At 69.8% G+C, this 15935-nt stretch carries 15 protein-coding genes; 4 read left to right on the top strand and 11 right to left on the bottom strand.

Going from position 1 to position 15935, the window contains the following annotated elements; translation table 11 throughout:
• The first annotated feature begins 49 nt into the window (after nt 1-49).
• Entirely contained in the window at nt 50-724 is a 675-nt protein-coding gene (locus HMPREF9336_RS12915; protein ID WP_007467685.1) for a P-loop nucleotide/nucleoside kinase family protein, read from the top strand.
• Nucleotides 725-754: 30 nt separating this feature from the next.
• Here the strand turns inward: HMPREF9336_RS12915 and HMPREF9336_RS12910 are convergent, their stop codons facing one another.
• The 4 genes from HMPREF9336_RS12910 to HMPREF9336_RS12895 form a co-directional block, all read right to left on the bottom strand.
• Complete coding sequence (locus HMPREF9336_RS12910) at nt 755-1228, bottom strand: DUF350 domain-containing protein (RefSeq protein ID WP_007467682.1); 474 nt, start codon at nt 1226-1228, stop codon at nt 755-757.
• A 113-nt stretch (nt 1229-1341) separates the two neighbouring features.
• Complete coding sequence (locus HMPREF9336_RS12905) at nt 1342-2505, bottom strand: glutathionylspermidine synthase family protein (protein WP_007467681.1); 1164 nt, start codon at nt 2503-2505, stop codon at nt 1342-1344.
• Between the two features lie 2 nt (nt 2506-2507).
• Nucleotides 2508-3338, bottom strand: a complete 831-nt coding sequence (locus tag HMPREF9336_RS17595; protein ID WP_007467680.1) for a hypothetical protein — start codon at nt 3336-3338, stop codon at nt 2508-2510.
• A gap of 41 nt (nt 3339-3379) precedes the next feature.
• Complete coding sequence (locus HMPREF9336_RS12895) at nt 3380-3802, bottom strand: OsmC family protein (RefSeq protein WP_007467679.1); 423 nt, start codon at nt 3800-3802, stop codon at nt 3380-3382.
• A gap of 207 nt (nt 3803-4009) precedes the next feature.
• Here HMPREF9336_RS12895 and HMPREF9336_RS12890 point away from each other — a divergent pair, with 207 nt between their 5' ends.
• Genes HMPREF9336_RS12890 through HMPREF9336_RS12880 form a run of 3 tightly spaced genes read left to right on the top strand, consistent with a single transcriptional unit; the run spans nt 4010 to nt 6652 of the window.
• The gene (locus HMPREF9336_RS12890) at nt 4010-4819 is read left to right on the top strand and encodes an ABC transporter permease (protein WP_007467678.1); all 810 of its coding nucleotides are present in this window, start codon (nt 4010-4012) and stop codon (nt 4817-4819) included.
• Nucleotides 4801-5850, top strand: a complete 1050-nt coding sequence (locus HMPREF9336_RS12885) for a taurine ABC transporter substrate-binding protein (protein WP_021030646.1) — start codon at nt 4801-4803, stop codon at nt 5848-5850. The genes HMPREF9336_RS12890 and HMPREF9336_RS12885 overlap by 19 nt, the downstream gene beginning before the upstream one ends.
• Nucleotides 5834-6652, top strand: a complete 819-nt coding sequence (locus HMPREF9336_RS12880; RefSeq protein ID WP_040585603.1) for an ABC transporter ATP-binding protein — start codon at nt 5834-5836, stop codon at nt 6650-6652. Before HMPREF9336_RS12885 ends, HMPREF9336_RS12880 begins: the two co-directional genes overlap by 17 nt.
• 2 nt (nt 6653-6654) lie before the next feature.
• Here HMPREF9336_RS12880 and cds1 read toward each other — a convergent pair whose 3' ends face one another.
• The 7 genes from cds1 to HMPREF9336_RS12845 all read right to left on the bottom strand — a co-directional run bounded on the left by cds1 (nt 6655) and on the right by HMPREF9336_RS12845 (nt 15630).
• Nucleotides 6655-7776, bottom strand: a complete 1122-nt coding sequence (cds1, locus tag HMPREF9336_RS12875; protein ID WP_007467675.1) for an L-cysteine desulfhydrase Cds1 — start codon at nt 7774-7776, stop codon at nt 6655-6657.
• 92 nt (nt 7777-7868) lie between these two features.
• Entirely contained in the window at nt 7869-8549 is a 681-nt protein-coding gene (locus tag HMPREF9336_RS12870; protein WP_007467674.1) for a response regulator, read from the bottom strand.
• Between the two features lie 4 nt (nt 8550-8553).
• Nucleotides 8554-11124: a sensor histidine kinase gene (locus tag HMPREF9336_RS12865; protein ID WP_007467669.1), complete on the bottom strand. Its 2571-nt coding sequence runs from the start codon at nt 11122-11124 to the stop codon at nt 8554-8556.
• Between the two features lie 30 nt (nt 11125-11154).
• Nucleotides 11155-11778 carry a potassium-transporting ATPase subunit C gene (locus tag HMPREF9336_RS12860; protein ID WP_007467667.1) on the bottom strand — a complete coding sequence of 208 codons (624 nt, stop codon included), beginning with the start codon at nt 11776-11778 and terminating at the stop codon, nt 11155-11157.
• Between the two features lie 17 nt (nt 11779-11795).
• Entirely contained in the window at nt 11796-13838 is a 2043-nt protein-coding gene (gene kdpB / locus HMPREF9336_RS12855; protein WP_007467666.1) for a potassium-transporting ATPase subunit KdpB, read from the bottom strand.
• Entirely contained in the window at nt 13835-15514 is a 1680-nt protein-coding gene (gene kdpA, locus HMPREF9336_RS12850; RefSeq protein ID WP_007467664.1) for a potassium-transporting ATPase subunit KdpA, read from the bottom strand. The genes kdpB and kdpA overlap by 4 nt, the downstream gene beginning before the upstream one ends.
• Nucleotides 15515-15531: 17 nt before the next feature.
• Nucleotides 15532-15630 (bottom strand): potassium-transporting ATPase subunit F, encoded by a 99-nt coding sequence (locus tag HMPREF9336_RS12845; RefSeq protein ID WP_021030643.1) that lies wholly within the window; start codon nt 15628-15630, stop codon nt 15532-15534.
• Nucleotides 15631-15935: the final 305 nt, after the last annotated feature.

Raw genomic sequence — 15935 nt, 5'->3', positions numbered from 1 at the left:
CGGTAGGATGGACGAGTTATGACCCAATGGTCCTCCCCCCGGCCCTCCCGTGAGCATTAGCGCTGCTCCAGCGGTGTATCTCATCGTCGGCGTCCCCGGCAGCGGGAAGAGCACGGTGAGCCGGGCGCTCGCCCAGCGGTACCGGCTCGGCGCGCATATCGAAGTGGACCGGCTCCAGGAGATGGTCGTCTCCGGCGGACGGTGGCCCCGCTTCCGCTGGGACCCGGAGGCCGACCGGCAGACTTACGTCAGGGCGAAGAACGCCGCCGCGCTCGCGCACAACTTCTACCAGGCCGGGATCGTCCCGGTGATCGACGACGTGGTGGTGTGGCGCAACCATTTGGACTACTACCTCGCCAAGCTCGCCGGGCTGCCGCTGCGGTTCATCGTGCTCGCCCCCAGCCCGCACATCGCCGCGCACCGCAACGCGACCCGGCGCAAGGTCCTCACCACCGACTGGAACTTCCTCGACCGGACCATGCACGAGCAGCTGCACGGGATCGGCGCGTGGATCGACAGCTCGGGCATGGACGTGGCCGCCACGGTCAACACCGTGCTCAGCGTGCAGCAGAACGTCCTGCTGCACGCTCCGCCGAACAACGTCGTCCTCCAGCCTCCCCCGCCCCAGCCGTGGGGAGGGCAGGACCAGTACCCCGCCGCGCTGGGGGCGCCTCCCGCGAGCCCTGCGAATGGGGGACAGCAGCCCCAGACCTGGGCGGGCTAAACGCGGCGAGGCGGCGAGCAGCGCCGGGGGTCAGAGGATGCTGATGGCGACGATCAGCCCGATCCCCAGGTGCGCGCCCGCGATGATGAACGAGTCGAAGTCGAAATCGTCGCGCAGCAGCGTCACATTGGTCTCCACGCCGGTCGCGATCTCCAGGAACCGCACCGCGACCACCTGGGCGGCGATGCCGACCACGCCGTAGACCAGCGTGGTCACGATCCCGCCCCAGATGTCCCCGGAGAGCGTGCTGTAGATGGCCGTCACCACGATCATGCCCATGCTGAACAGGCCCACCGCCGTGATGAAGGAGGCGTTCGGCTTCTCGTCCTTGACCAGTTGGCGCAGTTTTCCGGTCGTGGTCAGGTCGATGGCGAAAAACCCGAGGACCATGAGGGCCAGGCCGATGATCGCGTAGATCACGATGGCCGCCACGGACCTGGTGAGATGCCGCCAGAAGTCGCCGCTCGCGACGATGGACTCAAATGCGAGCTGGGAAACGCTCATACGGTCGTGCTCCTCATGTCGTTAGTCGATACTGTCGTTGGTCGATGCTGTGTTGATCGATGCTGGATAGGTCAAGACTGCTTGGGTCAAGACGGCGGCGGTCTCGGCCATGCTCACTCCGCGATCCGGTGCGGCACGAACGCCGCGCCGTCGTCGGTGATCAGCCCGGACGTCTCTCGAATCCCCATCCCCGCCGCGCTGTCCCCGACGACCCACGCGCCGATCACCGGGCGCATGCCGTCGAACTCCGGGAGCGGGTCGAAGAGCTGGTAGATGTAGCCCTCCTTCCCGTACACCCCGCCGGTGGAGGTCTCGTAGCCGGGGGCCACGATCGTCATGTTCGCCCCTTCCCTCCCGAGCTTGGGCTTTTTGATGTACTCGGTGAGGACCCCGGGGTCGTCCAAGTAGGCGGGCAGGAGGTTCGGGTGGCCGGGGTAGTTCTCGTAGAGGATCGCGAGGAGCGCTTTGTTGGAGAGCAGCGTCTTCCACAGCGGCTCGATCCACAAGGTGCCCGGCAGCTGCTCGACCGCGTGCTTGCCGAAGGGGTCTTCGAGCAGCCATTCCCACGGGTACAGCTTGAAGATCGCGCGCATCGGCTCCTCGGCCAAGTCCACGAACCGGTGCAGCACGTTGTCCCAGCCGATGTCCTCGACGGCGAGCCCGACCGTGTCGAAACCCGCCTCGGCGGCGGTCTCCTGCATGTACGTGGTGGTGATGTGGTCCTCGCCAGCGGTGTCGCCTCTGGCGAACGTCAAATGCAGCAGGCTCTGCGGCAGTTGCGCCCGGACCTGGCCCCAGCGCTCCACGAGCTTCTCATGCAGGCTGTTCCACTGGTCTCCGTCGGCGAACACGTCCCTGAACCAGAACCATTGCAGGATCGAGGCCTCCAGGAGCGATGTGGGGGTGTCGCCGTTGTACTCGAGGAGCTTGGCCGGGCCCTTCGCGTCGTACCGCAGGTCGAAGCGCCCGTAGACGTGCGGGTCGCGCCGTCGCCAGGACTGGTCGATATGCGGCCAGACCCATTCGGGCAGCCCGAAGTCCTTGTACCGCTCGGCGAGCACCACGTGCTCCACCGCTTCGAGGCACATCGCGTGCAGCGCCTCCACGTCGGCCTCGACCGATTCCACCTCGTCCATCGAGAACTCGTAGTACACCGACTCGTCCCAGTACGGCCGTTCGGTCCCGTCCGCGTAGCGTGCCGGGACGCCGTAGACCAGCCCCTGGGTCTCGACAGTCTGCTCCCAGCCCGGCCTGGGTGTTCTGCGAAGTCTGCGCATCGTTAGCTCGACGAGCTCCCGCCGCCGCCAGGGTTGATCCCGCCGCGCTGGACGCTGCCGTTGCTCTTCGAGGAAGACTTCCCGGAGGAGCCGTCGGAGCGGTAGCCGCTCCCGCCGCCCGAGTTGTAGCCGCCGCCCGAGTTGTAGCCGCCGCCCGAGTTGTAACCGTTCCCGCCGTAGAACCTGCCGTTGGAGTAGGGCGAGGAGCCGAACCAGCCGGTGTTCATGAAGACGTACGTGCCGCCGGAGTGATAGCTGCTGCTCGTGGTGCAATACGAGCTGGGCATTTCCTGATGGCTGACGCTGTCGTAGCACCGCCGTTCGGGGCTCGCGATGTACACCAGCGCCACGACGCCGACGATGCCGACGACCGCGACCCCGCCGATGAGCCTGCGCCGCCATTTGCGCTTGTTCTCCTCGTGGAGCTCTTCGATCTCGCGCTGCTTCGCCGCCGCTTGTTCGGCTTGGTAGCGCGCGCGGGACTCGGCGAGCGTGGGCGGGCGCGGGGTCGTGACCCCTGGCTCCTGGAACGAGATGCTGCCCGACCGGGGCGAGCCTGGCGGCTGCCCGGCGCCTGTGGGCGCGGCAGACGAAGCTTCGAACGGCGGCGCGGGGAACGCGGGAGCGGCGGGCTCGGCCCCGATCACCGGCGATGTCACGCCGGGGCCAACCTCGGGAACCTCGAACGGCGGGGGCGGGAACGCGGGCGCGGGCTCCGAGGAGCCCTTGTCGCCGAAGCCTCCGGCCGCTCTCGGGGCTTCTTGCTCGCCGCTGGAAGAGACGTCGCCGCGCGGCTCCGAGGACGGAGCGGCCTCGAACGGAGGCCTTGGCATGTTCGGAGTCTCTTCCTGCTCCTGCGACACATCCGTCCTTCCTATGAGCTGCCTTCGGCGGTGTTCAGAATATCGAGCGCCACCTCGGAGCCTGCCTTCAGGGTGCGCCCGACCGTGCACACCTGGTCCACCGCTTTGGCGACGACCACGAGCAAGCGCTCGCGCTCCTCGTCGGAAAGCGCCGAAAGGTCCACCCGAAGCTCCTCGCGAAGCGCCGGGTACACCTCGCGTTCCCGGTCCGCGTCGCCCGACACGGCGACGACGGCGCGGTAGTCGTCGCCGAGCCGTCTGGCGAGCGGAGCGTCCGAGGACAAACCGGTGCAGGCCGCGAGGGCGATCTTAAGCAGCTCCCCCGGCGTGAACGCCCCCTCGACCCCGTGCGAGCCGATCTGGACCTGCGCCCCTCGGTCGTTGTGCCCGGTATAACGGCGCGTGCCGATCCTTCGCACCTGCAGCTCTGCCATGTCCTGCCCTTTCTCTGCTTCGAAGGAGCGATCCTTCGCCCACAAGAACTCTGCCAGACCGGCGCGTTATTCCGTCCGGTCCGGCGTATTTGAGCACAGGTGATTCGATCTTCAGCAGCGCGCGCGCAGCGCTCTGACCTCGCCCGTCGTCGCGACGGCCGCGCAGGGGCGGGCGGCGGCTCGCGCTGCGTACTTTAGCCTGGCCCGATGCATCCGACCGTCTCGCCCTGGCCGCATCGGCTGCGCCGGGCCGGTCTTCCTGCGGCCTCGCTGCTCTTCTTCCTCGCGCTGTGGCAGCTCGCCGCAGCGAGCGGGGCGTGGAGCCAGACCTTCGTGCCGTACCCGAAAACGGTCTGGGACAGCTTCCTCGCCGTGTCGACCACGCGCGACGGCGTGCGCGGGTACCAGGGGTTCCTGCTCTGGGAGCACCTGTACATGACGCTGCGCCGCGTGCTCTTCGGCGTGCTGGCCGGGGTCGCGACCGGCGTGGCCGTCGGCCTGGCGATGGGCACAGTCGGCTGGCTGCGCAACCTGCTCGACCCCTGGCTGACGTTCCTCCGTGCCCTGCCGCCCTTGGCGTATTTCCCGCTGCTGGTGATCTGGCTCGGCATCGACGAGGCTCCGAAAATCACCGTGCTGGCGCTGGCGGCGCTGCCGCCCGCTGCGGTCGCCACCACCGCCGCGGTGCTGGCCGCCCCGGTGAGCCTTGTCGAGGCGGCGCGAGCCTTGGGCGGGAGCAGGGCGCAGGTGATCCGCGACGTGGTGCTGCCCGCCGCCCTGCCCGAAACGCTCACCGGGATCCGGGTCGCGGTCGGCATCGCCTACACCACCGTGGTGGCGGCGGAGCTGTTCAACGGCATCCCAGGGATCGGCGGAATGGTCAAAGACGCCAGCAACTACAACAACACCGCCGTGGTGTTGGTCGGCATCATCGTGATTGGAGTGTGCGGATTAATCGTCGACGGCTTCCTCAAGAGCGCGGAACGGATCCTCGTCCCATGGCGCGGCAAAGCGTGATCCGGGCTGGCCTGGCCCGCGCGCTCGCGCTCGTCCTGCCTGCGGCGCTGGCCGCCGCCTGCGCCATCCACGCGCCGGGGCAGAGTTCCGGCAAGCCCACGATCCGGATCGCCTATCAGACCTTCCCCAGCGGGGATCTGATCGTGCGCCACCAGCGCTGGCTGGAGGAGGCGCTGCCCGCGTACAACATCAAATGGACCAAGTTCGACTCCGGCGCGGACGTCAACACCGCCTTCCTCGCGGGCGAGGTCGACTTCGGGTCCATCGGGTCCAGTCCCGTGGCGCGCGGGCTCTCCGCCCCGCTGAACATCCCGTACCAGGTGGCGTTCGTGCTCGACGTCGCGGGCGACAACGAGGCGCTGGTGGCGCGCGACGGCTCCGGAGTCAACTCGGTGGCCGACCTTCGCGGCAAACGAGTGGGCACCGCGTTCGCCTCGACCGCGCACTACAGCCTCCTCGCCGCCCTCGCGAAGGCAGGAGTCGCCCCCGACGAGGTGCGCTTGATCGACGTGCAGCCGCAAGCCTCCCTCGCGGCCTGGCAACGCGGCGACCTCGACGCCGTCTACACCTGGCTGCCGACCTTGGACGAACTGCGCAAATCGGGCAAAACGCTGCTCACCAGCCGCGCGCTGGCCGAGTCCGGCAAGCCGACGCTCGACCTCGGCGTGGTCAGCCGCGCGTTCGCGGCGCAGCACCCCGAGGTGGTCGACCTCTGGCGCAAGGCCGAGGCCAGGGCGCTGCAGACCATCGCAGAGGATCCCAAGGCCGCCGCGAAAGCGGTCGCCGCCGAGATCGGGATCGACCCCGCCGCCGCGGCGGACCAGTTGCGCCAGGGCATCTTCCTCTCCCCCGCCGACGAGGCCTCGGCGCAGTGGCTCGGCTCGGCGGGCGCGCCCGGCGGCGTCGCCGGGAACCTGCTCGACGCCGCCCGGTTCCTCCTCGCGCAGAAACAAATCCCCGCCGCCCCCGACGAAGCCTCGCTGCGCGAAGCCGTCTACACGAAAGGACTGCCCGCTGTCCTCGCCAGCTGAACCGGCCTCCCCTGCCGACCCGACCGAAGAGCCCGCCATCCGGCTGCGCGACGTCGTGCACCGCTACGGCAAGGGCGAGGCGGCGACCACCGCGCTCGGCCCGGTCTCCCTCGACGTCCCCGCAGGCGAGTTCCTCGTCCTGGTGGGAGCCTCCGGCTGCGGCAAAAGCACGCTGCTGCGGCTGATCGCGGGGTTCGAGCGGCCCAGCGAGGGCTCTGTGCGCCTCGCCGGGGCCGAGCCGAGGCCGGGCGCGAACTCCAGCGTGGTGTTCCAGCAGCCCCGGCTCTTCCCGTGGAAGTCGGTGGGCTCGAACGTGGACCTCGCGCTGGAATACGCCAAAGCTCCGAAAAGCGAGCGGGCCGCCCGCCGGGAGGAGCTGCTGGCGAGGGTCGGGCTCGCCGGTGTCGCCGGCCGGCGGACCTGGGAGATCTCCGGCGGCCAGCAGCAGCGCGTCGCCATCGCCCGAGCTTTGGCCGCCGACACCTCGCTCCTGCTCTTGGACGAGCCCTTCGCCGCGCTCGACGCGCTCACCAGGGAGCGCCTGCAAGAAGACGTCCGGACGCTCGGGGCGGAGTCGGGCAAGACCAAGGTTTTCGTCACCCACAGCGCGGAAGAGGCGGCGTTCCTCGGCTCCCGGATCGTCGTGCTGACCACCCGCCCCGGCAGGGTCGCGCTCGACCTGCGCTCGGCGCTGCCGCGCGCGGGCGCGGCGGCCGACGAGCTGCGCGGCTCGCCCGAGTTCGCCGCGCTGCGCGCCGAGATCGGACACGCGGTCAAGGAGGCGGCCGCCGAGGCGGCGTAGCCTCAGCCTGGCCAGGAGCCTTCTGCGAAGAAATGGCGCAGGGCCTGGCGGTGCGGCTCCAGCTCGACGCCCTGTTCGGCCACCCACGCGTCGTCGAAATAGGTGTCGAGATAGCGGTCCCCGTTGTCGGCGATCAACGTGACCACGCTCCCCCGCGAGCCCGCGCGGACCATCTCCCCCAGCACCGTCAGCGCGCCCCAGAGGTTCGTCCCCGTCGAAGCCCCGACTTTCCGGCCGAGTGCCTGCGAGGCCCATCGCGCAGCTGCGATCGAACCAGCGTCCGGGACGCTGATCATCCTGTTCACCACGCCCGGGACGAAAGAAGGCTCCACCCTCGGCCTGCCGATGCCCTCGATCCGCGAGGGGCCTCCGGCGAACGCCTCGGGGCTCCAGAAGCCGCTCTCCCGATAGCTCAGATACGCGGGGGCGAACGCCGAGCGCTCCGGGTCCACCACGCACAGCTTGGTCGCGTGCCGTTTGTACCGGATGAAACGTCCGATCGTCGCCGAGGTGCCGCCCGTGCCCGCGCCCACCACGATCCATTCCGGCACCGGCTGTTCCTCCAGCTCCAACTGCGTGAAGATGGATTCCGCGATGTTGTTGTTGCCCCGCCAGTCCGTGGCCCGCTCGGCGTTGGTGAACTGGTCCAAATAGCAGCCGCCGCGCTCGCGCGCGAGCCTGGCCGCCTCGGCGTACACCTGATCGGCCCGGTCCACGAAATGGCAGACCCCGCCCTGGCGTTCGATCAGCCGGATCTTCTCCCGCGACGTGCTCCTGGGCATCACCGCGATGAAGTCAAGGCCAAGCAGTCTCGCGAAATACGCCTCGGACACCGCCGTCGACCCGGACGAGGCCTCGGTGACCGTTGTCCCCTCCCCGATCCACCCGTTGCACAGCGCGTAGAGGAACAACGACCGCGCCAGGCGGTGCTTCAGACTCCCCGTGACATGGGTGGTCTCGTCCTTGAGGTAGAGGGCCGCCCCGGAGCGCTCGGCCCGCGCGCCCCAGGCTCCGCACGCCGCGAGCGGGAAACGCAGCAGATGCGTGTCCGCCGACCGCCTCGCGTCCGCCTCGATCAAGCGGACGGCGTTGTCCGCCCACGCGCGCGCCGTCTGCTCGACCATGGGTTCAGGGTAGCCTCCACGCGATCCGCCGGCTCAGACCGATAGCAGAACGCTGCTGTCCGCGCACGTCTGCGCCTTGCGCCGGCCCGAGCCTACGGCTCGAACCGGTACCCCATCCCCGCCTCTGTGATCAGGTGCCTCGGATGGGCCGGGTCCGCCTCCAGCTTGCGGCGCAGCTGGGCGAGGTAGACCCGCAGGTAATGCGTCTCCGTCTTATACGACGGCCCCCAGACCTCGGAGAGCAGATCCTTCTGCGAGACCAATTTGCCCTGGTTCCGCACCAAGAGTTCGAGCATGCCCCATTCTGTCGGGGTCAGGTGCACCTCTGCGCCGTCCTTCGTGACTTTCTTGGCGACCAAGTCGACGGCGAACGAGTCGGTGACCACCACCGGCTCGCCCTCGCCCTGCGTGCGCGCGCCTCGGCGCACCGCCGCGCGCAGCCTGGCGAGCAGTTCGTCCATGCCGAAGGGCTTGGTCACGTAGTCGTCCGCGCCCGCGTCGAGCGCGTCGACTTTCTCGCTGGAGTCGGTGCGGGCGGAAAGCACGATCACCGGCACGTTCGTCCAGCCGCGCAGGCCCGCCAGCACCTCGAACCCGTCCATGTCCGGCAGGCCGAGGTCCAGGACGACGACTTCGGGCTGGCGCTCCGCGGCGGCCCGCAGCGCGCCAGCTCCGGTGGAGGCCGTGGTCACGTCGAAACCGCGCGCGGTCAGGTTGATCCGCAGCGCGCGGAGGATCTGCGGCTCATCGTCCACAACGAGCACCCGTGTCATAACCTCATCCTCCTCTATGGGCCAACTGCCGTTTCGGCGTGTTGGCGTCGGGCAGCCAGACTTGCAGCGTCGCGCCCCCGCCCGGAGTCTCGGCGACGACCACTTGCCCGCCCATCGCCTCGGCGAAACCGCGCACCACCGAAAGGCCCAGCCCAACGCCGACCGTGTTGTCCCGATCCCCCCGGCCGTCCGAGGACGAGGCGGCATGCAGCCGCCCGAACGCCTCGAACGCGCGCTCGCGCTGGTCGGAGCGTATGCCAGGGCCGTGGTCCACCACCGAGATCACCACCTCGCCCTCCTCGCGCTCGGAATGCACGGTCACTTGGGAGTCCGGCGCGTACCGCAGCGCGTTGTCGATGAGGTTCGCGAGCACCCGCTCCAACAGGCCGAGGTCCGCGATGACCGCGTTGACGTCCGGAGTGACCTGCACCCGCTTGCGCGCCGATGCGGGCAGGCTCAGAATCGCGCGGTGGGCGACCTCGTCCACGTACACGCGCTTGCGCTGCGGCGCGATCACCCCCGCCGCAAGGCGCGAGGAGTCCAGGAGGTTGCCCACCAGCGCGGTGAGCTGGTCGGCGGACTCTTCGATCGTCGCGAGCAGCTCGGCGACGTCCTCCGGGGAGAACTCCACGTCCTGGCTGCGCAGGCTCGACACCGCCGCCTTCACCGCCGCGAGCGGGGTGCGAAGGTCGTGGCTGACCGCCGAGAGCAAGGCCCTGCGCAGCCGGTCGGCCTCGGCCAGCCCGTCTGCCTTGGCGGCCTCCCCGGCCAGATCGGCCTGCCTGACCAAAGCGGCGGCCTGCGCGGCCACCGCTTCGAGCACGCGCCGGTCCCGCCCTGCGAACGTCCTCGGCCCGTCGAGCAGCAGCGTGGACTCCCCGTCCGGGGAGTCCACGGCGGTCTGCGCGGCCACCGCGCTTGTCGGAGGGTCCTCGCCTGCCGACGACACCACCGCCCCGGCCCGCACCAGGCTCACCGCGCGAAGCGCGTACGTCTCGCGCACCTTCGCCAGCAGCTCCGAGACGTCCGCGCCGCGCAGCACCACGCCCGCGAACAAGGTGAGCAGCTCCGCCTCTTTAGCGGCATGGCGCGCCTCCCGCGCCCGCGACGTGGCGGAGTCAACGAGCGCCGCGACGGCGACGCCCAGCCCGACCATGACGATGATCGTGATGATCTGCCCTGGGGATTTCACCGCGAAACTGAGCAGCGGCGGCGCGAAGAGGTAGTTGAGCAAGAAGCCCGAGATGATCGCCGAGCACGCGGCGGGAGCCACGCCCCCGAGCAGGGAGACCATGAGCACCACCGCGAAGAACACCGCCGTCGCGCTGGTGAAGTCGATGAAGCCGCCGGCGAGTTTCAGCAGCGCCGCGACGACGGGCGGGGCGACGATCGCGGCGGCCCAACTCGCCTTGAGCCGGCCACCCGTCCTCGGCCGCCACGACCGTCTGCGGCCCGCCTCCTCGTGGGTGACCATGTGGACGTCGATCTTCCCCGACTCCCGCACCACCCGCATGCCGATGCCCTCGCTGAAGAACTGCGCGAAACGCGAGCGCCGCGACGTGCCGAGCACGAGCTGCGTGGCGTTCACCCCTCTGGCGAATTCCAGGAGCGTCATGGGCACGTCGTCGCCGACGACAGTGTGCAGCGAGGCCCCAACGCTCGCCGCGAACTCGCGCAGACGGCCCAGTTCGGCCTCGGCGACGCTCGCGAGGCCGTCGCCCCGGACGATATGCAGCACCATGAGCTCCGCGCCGGACTTCGAGGCGATCCGCCGCGCCCGACGGATCAGCGTCGGGGACTCGGGGCCCCCGGTGACGGAGACGATCACCCGCTCCCTCGTCTCCCAGACGTCGGTGATCCGGTGGTCTTGCCGGTATTTCGCGAGCGCCGCGTCCACCTGGTCGGCCAGCCACAGCAAAGCCAGCTCGCGCAGCGCGGTCAGATTGCCCGCCCGGAAATAGTTGCGCAGCGCGGCTTCCACTTTCTCCTGGGCGTAGATGTTGCCGTGGGACATCCGGGCCCGCAACGCCTCCGGCGTGATGTCCACCAGCTCGATCTGCGCCGCAGAGCGCACGAAGACGTCGGGCACGGTCTCGTGCTGGGTCACGCCGGTGATCTGCGCGACCACGTCATTGAGGCTCTCCAGGTGCTGGACGTTCACGGTGGAGAGCACGTCGACGCCCGCCTCTAGCAGCGCTTGCACGTCCTGCCAACGTTTCTCGTTCGCGCTGCCGGGCGCGTTGGTGTGGGCGAGCTCGTCCACCAGCGCGAGCTCGGGGGCCCTGCGCAGCACGCCCGCGAGGTCCATCTCCTCGAGCACGGCCCCTCGGTACGGGAGCTCCAGCGACGGCACGACCTCCAGGCCGTCGAGGAGTTCGGCGGTCTGCTCCCTCCCGTGCGTGGCGACCACCGCCACCACCACGTCCGCGCCCCGCTCTTGGCGGCGGTGCGCCTCGGCGAGCATGGCGTAGGTCTTGCCGACCCCCGGCGCGGCTCCCAAATAGATCCGCAGCTGGCCGCGCTTGCGCGGGGTCAGCTGCGAGCCTTGGGACGTATCGGCGCTCACGCCTTCCATGAAAGCCTCACACCTTCCATGAAAGCACTGTCAGCCGCAGTTCGACGGGCGCAGGCCGAGCGCGGCGTTGAGCTCGCCCACGTTCACGCGGGGCTCGCCGAGGAAACCGAACTGGCGGCCTTTGGCGTGCTCCGCCACGAGCTTGCGGATCTCCTCGACCGGCTTGCCGTTCGCCTTGGCGACCCGAGCGGCCTGGATCGCCGCGTACGCCGGGCTGATGTCCGGGTCAAGTCCCGAACCGGAGCCGGTCACCGCGTCCGGCGGCACGTCCGACTCCGGGACCGACTCGCGCTCGGCGATGTCGTGTTTGCGCTTGGCGATCCACGCGGCCAGGGCTTCGCTGTTGGGCCCCTTGTTCGACGGGGCTCCCGCCGCAGGGCTGCCCGGCGCGAACGCGTCGTCGCCCGAGCCGACGACGCGGGCGTGGAAATACCGGTCCGGGGCTCCGTCGGCGGTCTTCGAGTCCACCCCGACCAGCTCGCTGCCCACGACGCAGCCGCCGACGACGCGGGGGGAGCCTTCGGCGGAGTCCGGGCCGACGCGGCTGATCCCCCACACCACGAGCGGGTAGGCCACGCCCAACAGGACCGTGAGCCCGGCGAGCAGGACCAGGCCGACGACCGACTGGCGCAAGAGCCGGAACAACAGTGTCATCGCTTCACCTCTCCATCTCAGCCGATCCCCGGCAAGAACCGGACCGCAAGGTCGATGAGCCAGATCCCGACGAACGGCAGGACCACGCCGCCGACTCCGTACACGAGCAAGTTCCGGCGCAGCAGCACCTCGGCCGACGCGGGCGTGTACCGCACGCCTTTCAGCGCGAGCGGGATCAGCCCGAGGATGATCACCGCGTTGAAGATCACCGCGGAGAGGATCGCCGAGGCCGGCGAGTGCAGCCGCATGATGTTCAGCGCCGCGAGCTGCGGGTAGATGCTGGAGAACAGCGCGGGGAGGATGGCGAAATACTTCGCCAGGTCGTTGGCGAGCGAGAACGTGGTCAGCGCGCCCCGCGTGATGAGCAGCTGCTTGCCGATGGAGACGATGTCCAGCAGCTTGGTGGGGTCCGAGTCCAGGTCCACCATGTTCCCGGCCTCTTTGGCCGCCGCCGTGCCGGTGTTCATCGCGACGCCGACGTCCGCCTGCGCGAGCGCGGGGGCGTCGTTGGTGCCGTCGCCGGTCATCGCCACCAGTCGGCCGCCCGACTGCTCCTTGCGGATCAGTTCGAGCTTGTCCTCCGGGGTCGCCTCGGCGAGGAAGTCGTCCACGCCCGCCTCCTGGGCGATGGCCGCCGCCGTCAGCGGGTTGTCCCCAGTGATCATCACGGTGCGGATGCCCATCTGGCGCATCTGCGCGAACCGGGCCGCGATGCCGGGCTTGACCACGTCCGACAACACGATCACGCCAAGGATCCGGGCCTTGCCGCCCTCGTTCCGGGCGACGACGAGCGGGGTGCGGCCCTCTCGGGAAGCCTGGCCCACCGCGTCCTGCACGTCCAGAGCCTGCGGAGCGCCCTGCTCGCGCGCCCATTCGAGGACTTTCTCCGTTGCGCCTTTGCGGATCGAAACGCCGTCGAGGTCCAGGCCCGACATCCGGGTCTGCGCGGTGAACGGCACGAATTCGCCCGCCAGCTCCTCCGGGGCGGCCTCAGCGGCCAGCCCGTGGCGTTGCGCGCAGAACTCCACGACGCTGCGCCCCTCCGGCGTGAGGTCGATGAGGCTGGAGAGCCGGGCCGCCTCGGCGAGCTCGGCCTCCGACACCCCGTCTGCGGGGATCAGCGCGGTGGCGCGCCGGTTGCCGAAGGTGATCGTCCCGGTCTTGTCCATGAGCACCGTGTCGACGTCGCCCGCTGCTTCCACGGCCCGTCCGGACATGGCGAGCACGTTGTGCTGCACGAGGCGGTCCATGCCCGCGATGCCGATGGCGGAGAGCAGCGCGCCGATGGTGGTGGGGATGAGGCAGACCAGGAGCGCGATGAGCTTGACCGGATCCGGCTGCTGTCCGCCGTACGCGCCCATCGGGCCGATGGCGACGACGGCGAACAGGAAGATGATCGTGAGCGAGGCGAGCAGGATGCCCAGCGCGATCTCGTTCGGGGTCTTGCGCCGCGCCGCGCCCTCGACCAGCGCGATCATCCGGTCGATGAACGTCTCGCCCGGTTTGGTGGTGATCTGCACGACGATCCGGTCCGAGAGGACGGTGGTGCCGCCGGTCACCGAGGAGCGGTCGCCGCCGGACTCGCGCACCACGGGCGCGGATTCGCCGGTGATGGCGGACTCGTCCACCGTGGCGATGCCCTCGACCACGTCGCCGTCGCCAGGGATCACCTGCCCGGCCTCCACGACGACCCGGTCGCCGAGGTTCAGCGAGGAGCCGGGGACTTCCTCCTCGGCCCCATCCTCGCGCAGCCTTCGCGCCACCGTCTCCTGTTTGACCTGGCGCAGCGTCGCGGCCTGGGCTTTGCCCCGGCCCTCGGCGACCGCCTCGGCGAGGTTCGCGAAGAGCACGGTGAACCACAGCCACGCGGCCACCGCCCAGGACAGCACGGTCGGATGCAGGAGCGCGAGCGCCGTGGTCGCGGCCGACCCGACGAGCACGACGAACATGACCGGGTTTCGGGCCTGGTGGCGCGGGTCGAGCTTGCGGACCGCGTCCGGCAGGGACTTGACCATCTGGGCTGGCGAGAACACGCCAGCCGAAACTTTCCCCGCGCTCATCTTCCGCCTCCCAATGATTCCGCGATAGGCCCCAGCGCCAAGGCGGGGAAGAAGGTGAGGGCGGCGACCAGGAGGACCACGCCGAGGAGCAGGCCGACGAACAGGCCCCGGTGCGTCGGGAGCGTGCCCGAGGTCGGCGGCGTGTGGTGCTGGGTCGCGAGCGATCCTGCGAGGGCGAGCACCAGGATGATCGGCAGGAACCGCCCGAAGAGCATGCACACCCCGAGCGAGGCCTGGAACCAGTCGTTCGTGGCGGTGAGGCCGCCGAAGGCGCTGCCGTTGTTGTTGGACGCGGAGGCGTACGCGTAGAGCACCTCCGAGTAGCCGTGCAGCGAGCCGAGGGTGCCCGGCTCGCCGCCGTTGCCTTGGGCGGCGAGCGTGGCGGGCAGCACCAACGAGACCGCCGTCCCGATCAGGACCAGCGCGGGCATCACGAGCACCGAGAGCGCCGCGAGGGTGATCTCGCGCTGGCGGATCTTCTTGCCGAGGTATTCCGGGGTGCGCCCGACCAGGAGGCCGCCGACGAAGACCGCGATCACCGCGAGCACGAGGAGCCCGTACAGCCCTGTGCCCACCCCGCCGGGGGCGACCTCGCCGAAGAGCATGTTCACGATGAGCGCTCCCCCGCCGAGCGCGGAGAAGCTGTCGTGGGCGGAGTCCACCGCGCCGGTGGAGGTGCCGGTGGTGGCCGTCGCGAAGAGCGCCGACGCGGGCACGCCGAAACGGACTTCCTTGCCCTCCATCATCGCCCCCGCCAACGTGCCGGCCCTGCCGCTCGGCGCGGACTCGGCGGCCCAGGTCACCGCGAGGACCGCGGTGAAGAGCGCGGCCATCGTCGCGAGGACCGCCAGGCCCTGGCGGCGGTCGCCGACCATCGTCCCGAAGGTGCGGGTGAGCGAGACCGGGATGACGAGGATCGCAAGGATCTCGACGATGTTGGAGAACGGAGTCGGGTTCTCGAAGGGATGCGCCGAGTTGGCCCCGAGGATGCCGCCGCCATTGGTCCCGAGCTCCTTGATCGCCTCCTCCGATGCCACCGGCCCCAGCGCGATTTGTCCCTGCGCGCTCGCGAAGCCGGTGTGGAAGGACTGCACCACGCCCTGGGTCAGCAGGACCACCGCGACCAGCAGCGCGAGCGGCAAGAGGATGCGGACCGTCCCTCGGGTCAGGTCCACCCAGAAGTTGCCGACCTCGCCGCCCTCCCGCACGTGGACGAAACCGCGGATGAGGGCGACGGCGACGGCCATGCCCACGGCCGCGGAGAGGAAGTTCTGCACCGCAAGGCCCAGCGGCTGCGTCCACACGGCCATCGTCGTCTCCGGCGTGTAGGACTGCCAGTTGGTGTTCGTGACGAAGGAAACCGCCGTGTTGAAGGCGACCGCGGGGCTCACCCCGTCGAGCCCGCCGCCGAGGCGGAGCACCCCCTGCAGCCGTTGCAGCGCGTACAGGAAGAGCACGCTCACCAGCGAGAAGCCGAGCAGGCTGAGCGCGTACCACTGCCAGGTCTGCTCCGTCTTCGAGTCCACTCGCGCGGCTTTGTAGAAGACGCGCTCCACTGCGAGGTCGTTCGCGCTCGTGTACGCCCTGGCCATGAAGTCCCCGAGCGGGACGTAGACGGCGGCGAGCACGGCGACGACGAAAAGCAGCTGCGAGGCAGCCGCCACCCACTCGGGCAATCCTGTTGCTGGCACCCTCAGAACCTCTCCGGGTCGACGAGCGTGACGAAGAGATAGACGGCGAGCACCGCGGCGAGGACGAGCAGCACGACGCTCACCGCTCCGGCGAGGGTCATCGAAGCGCGCCCAACGCGCCAAGCAGAACGCCGAACGAGACCAAGGTCAACGCGAGGTAGGCGACATCGGCCACGCGAGCTGTCCTTTCCCTTCTCGAAAACGCGTCGGGAACGCCCGACCGAGGCAAGCCTAGCGCCCGAAACCCGCCCGTCCTGGCTTCCTTACGCTTTCCATACGCGCTGCAGACGTTCGCGGTTCCCCGCAGCGCCTCGGGCGCTGCGCGATCTGCTCGACACCACGACAGAGGCCGTCCAAGCCCACCACGTCGCCGCCGACTGCTTCGTGCTCAAAGTCGTGGCCGCCT

The sequence above is a fragment of the Segniliparus rugosus ATCC BAA-974 genome (assembly GCF_000185725.2).
GTDB lineage: Bacteria > Actinomycetota > Actinomycetes > Mycobacteriales > Mycobacteriaceae > Segniliparus > Segniliparus rugosus.
This window is presented reverse-complemented; position numbering and strand designations above follow the sequence as displayed.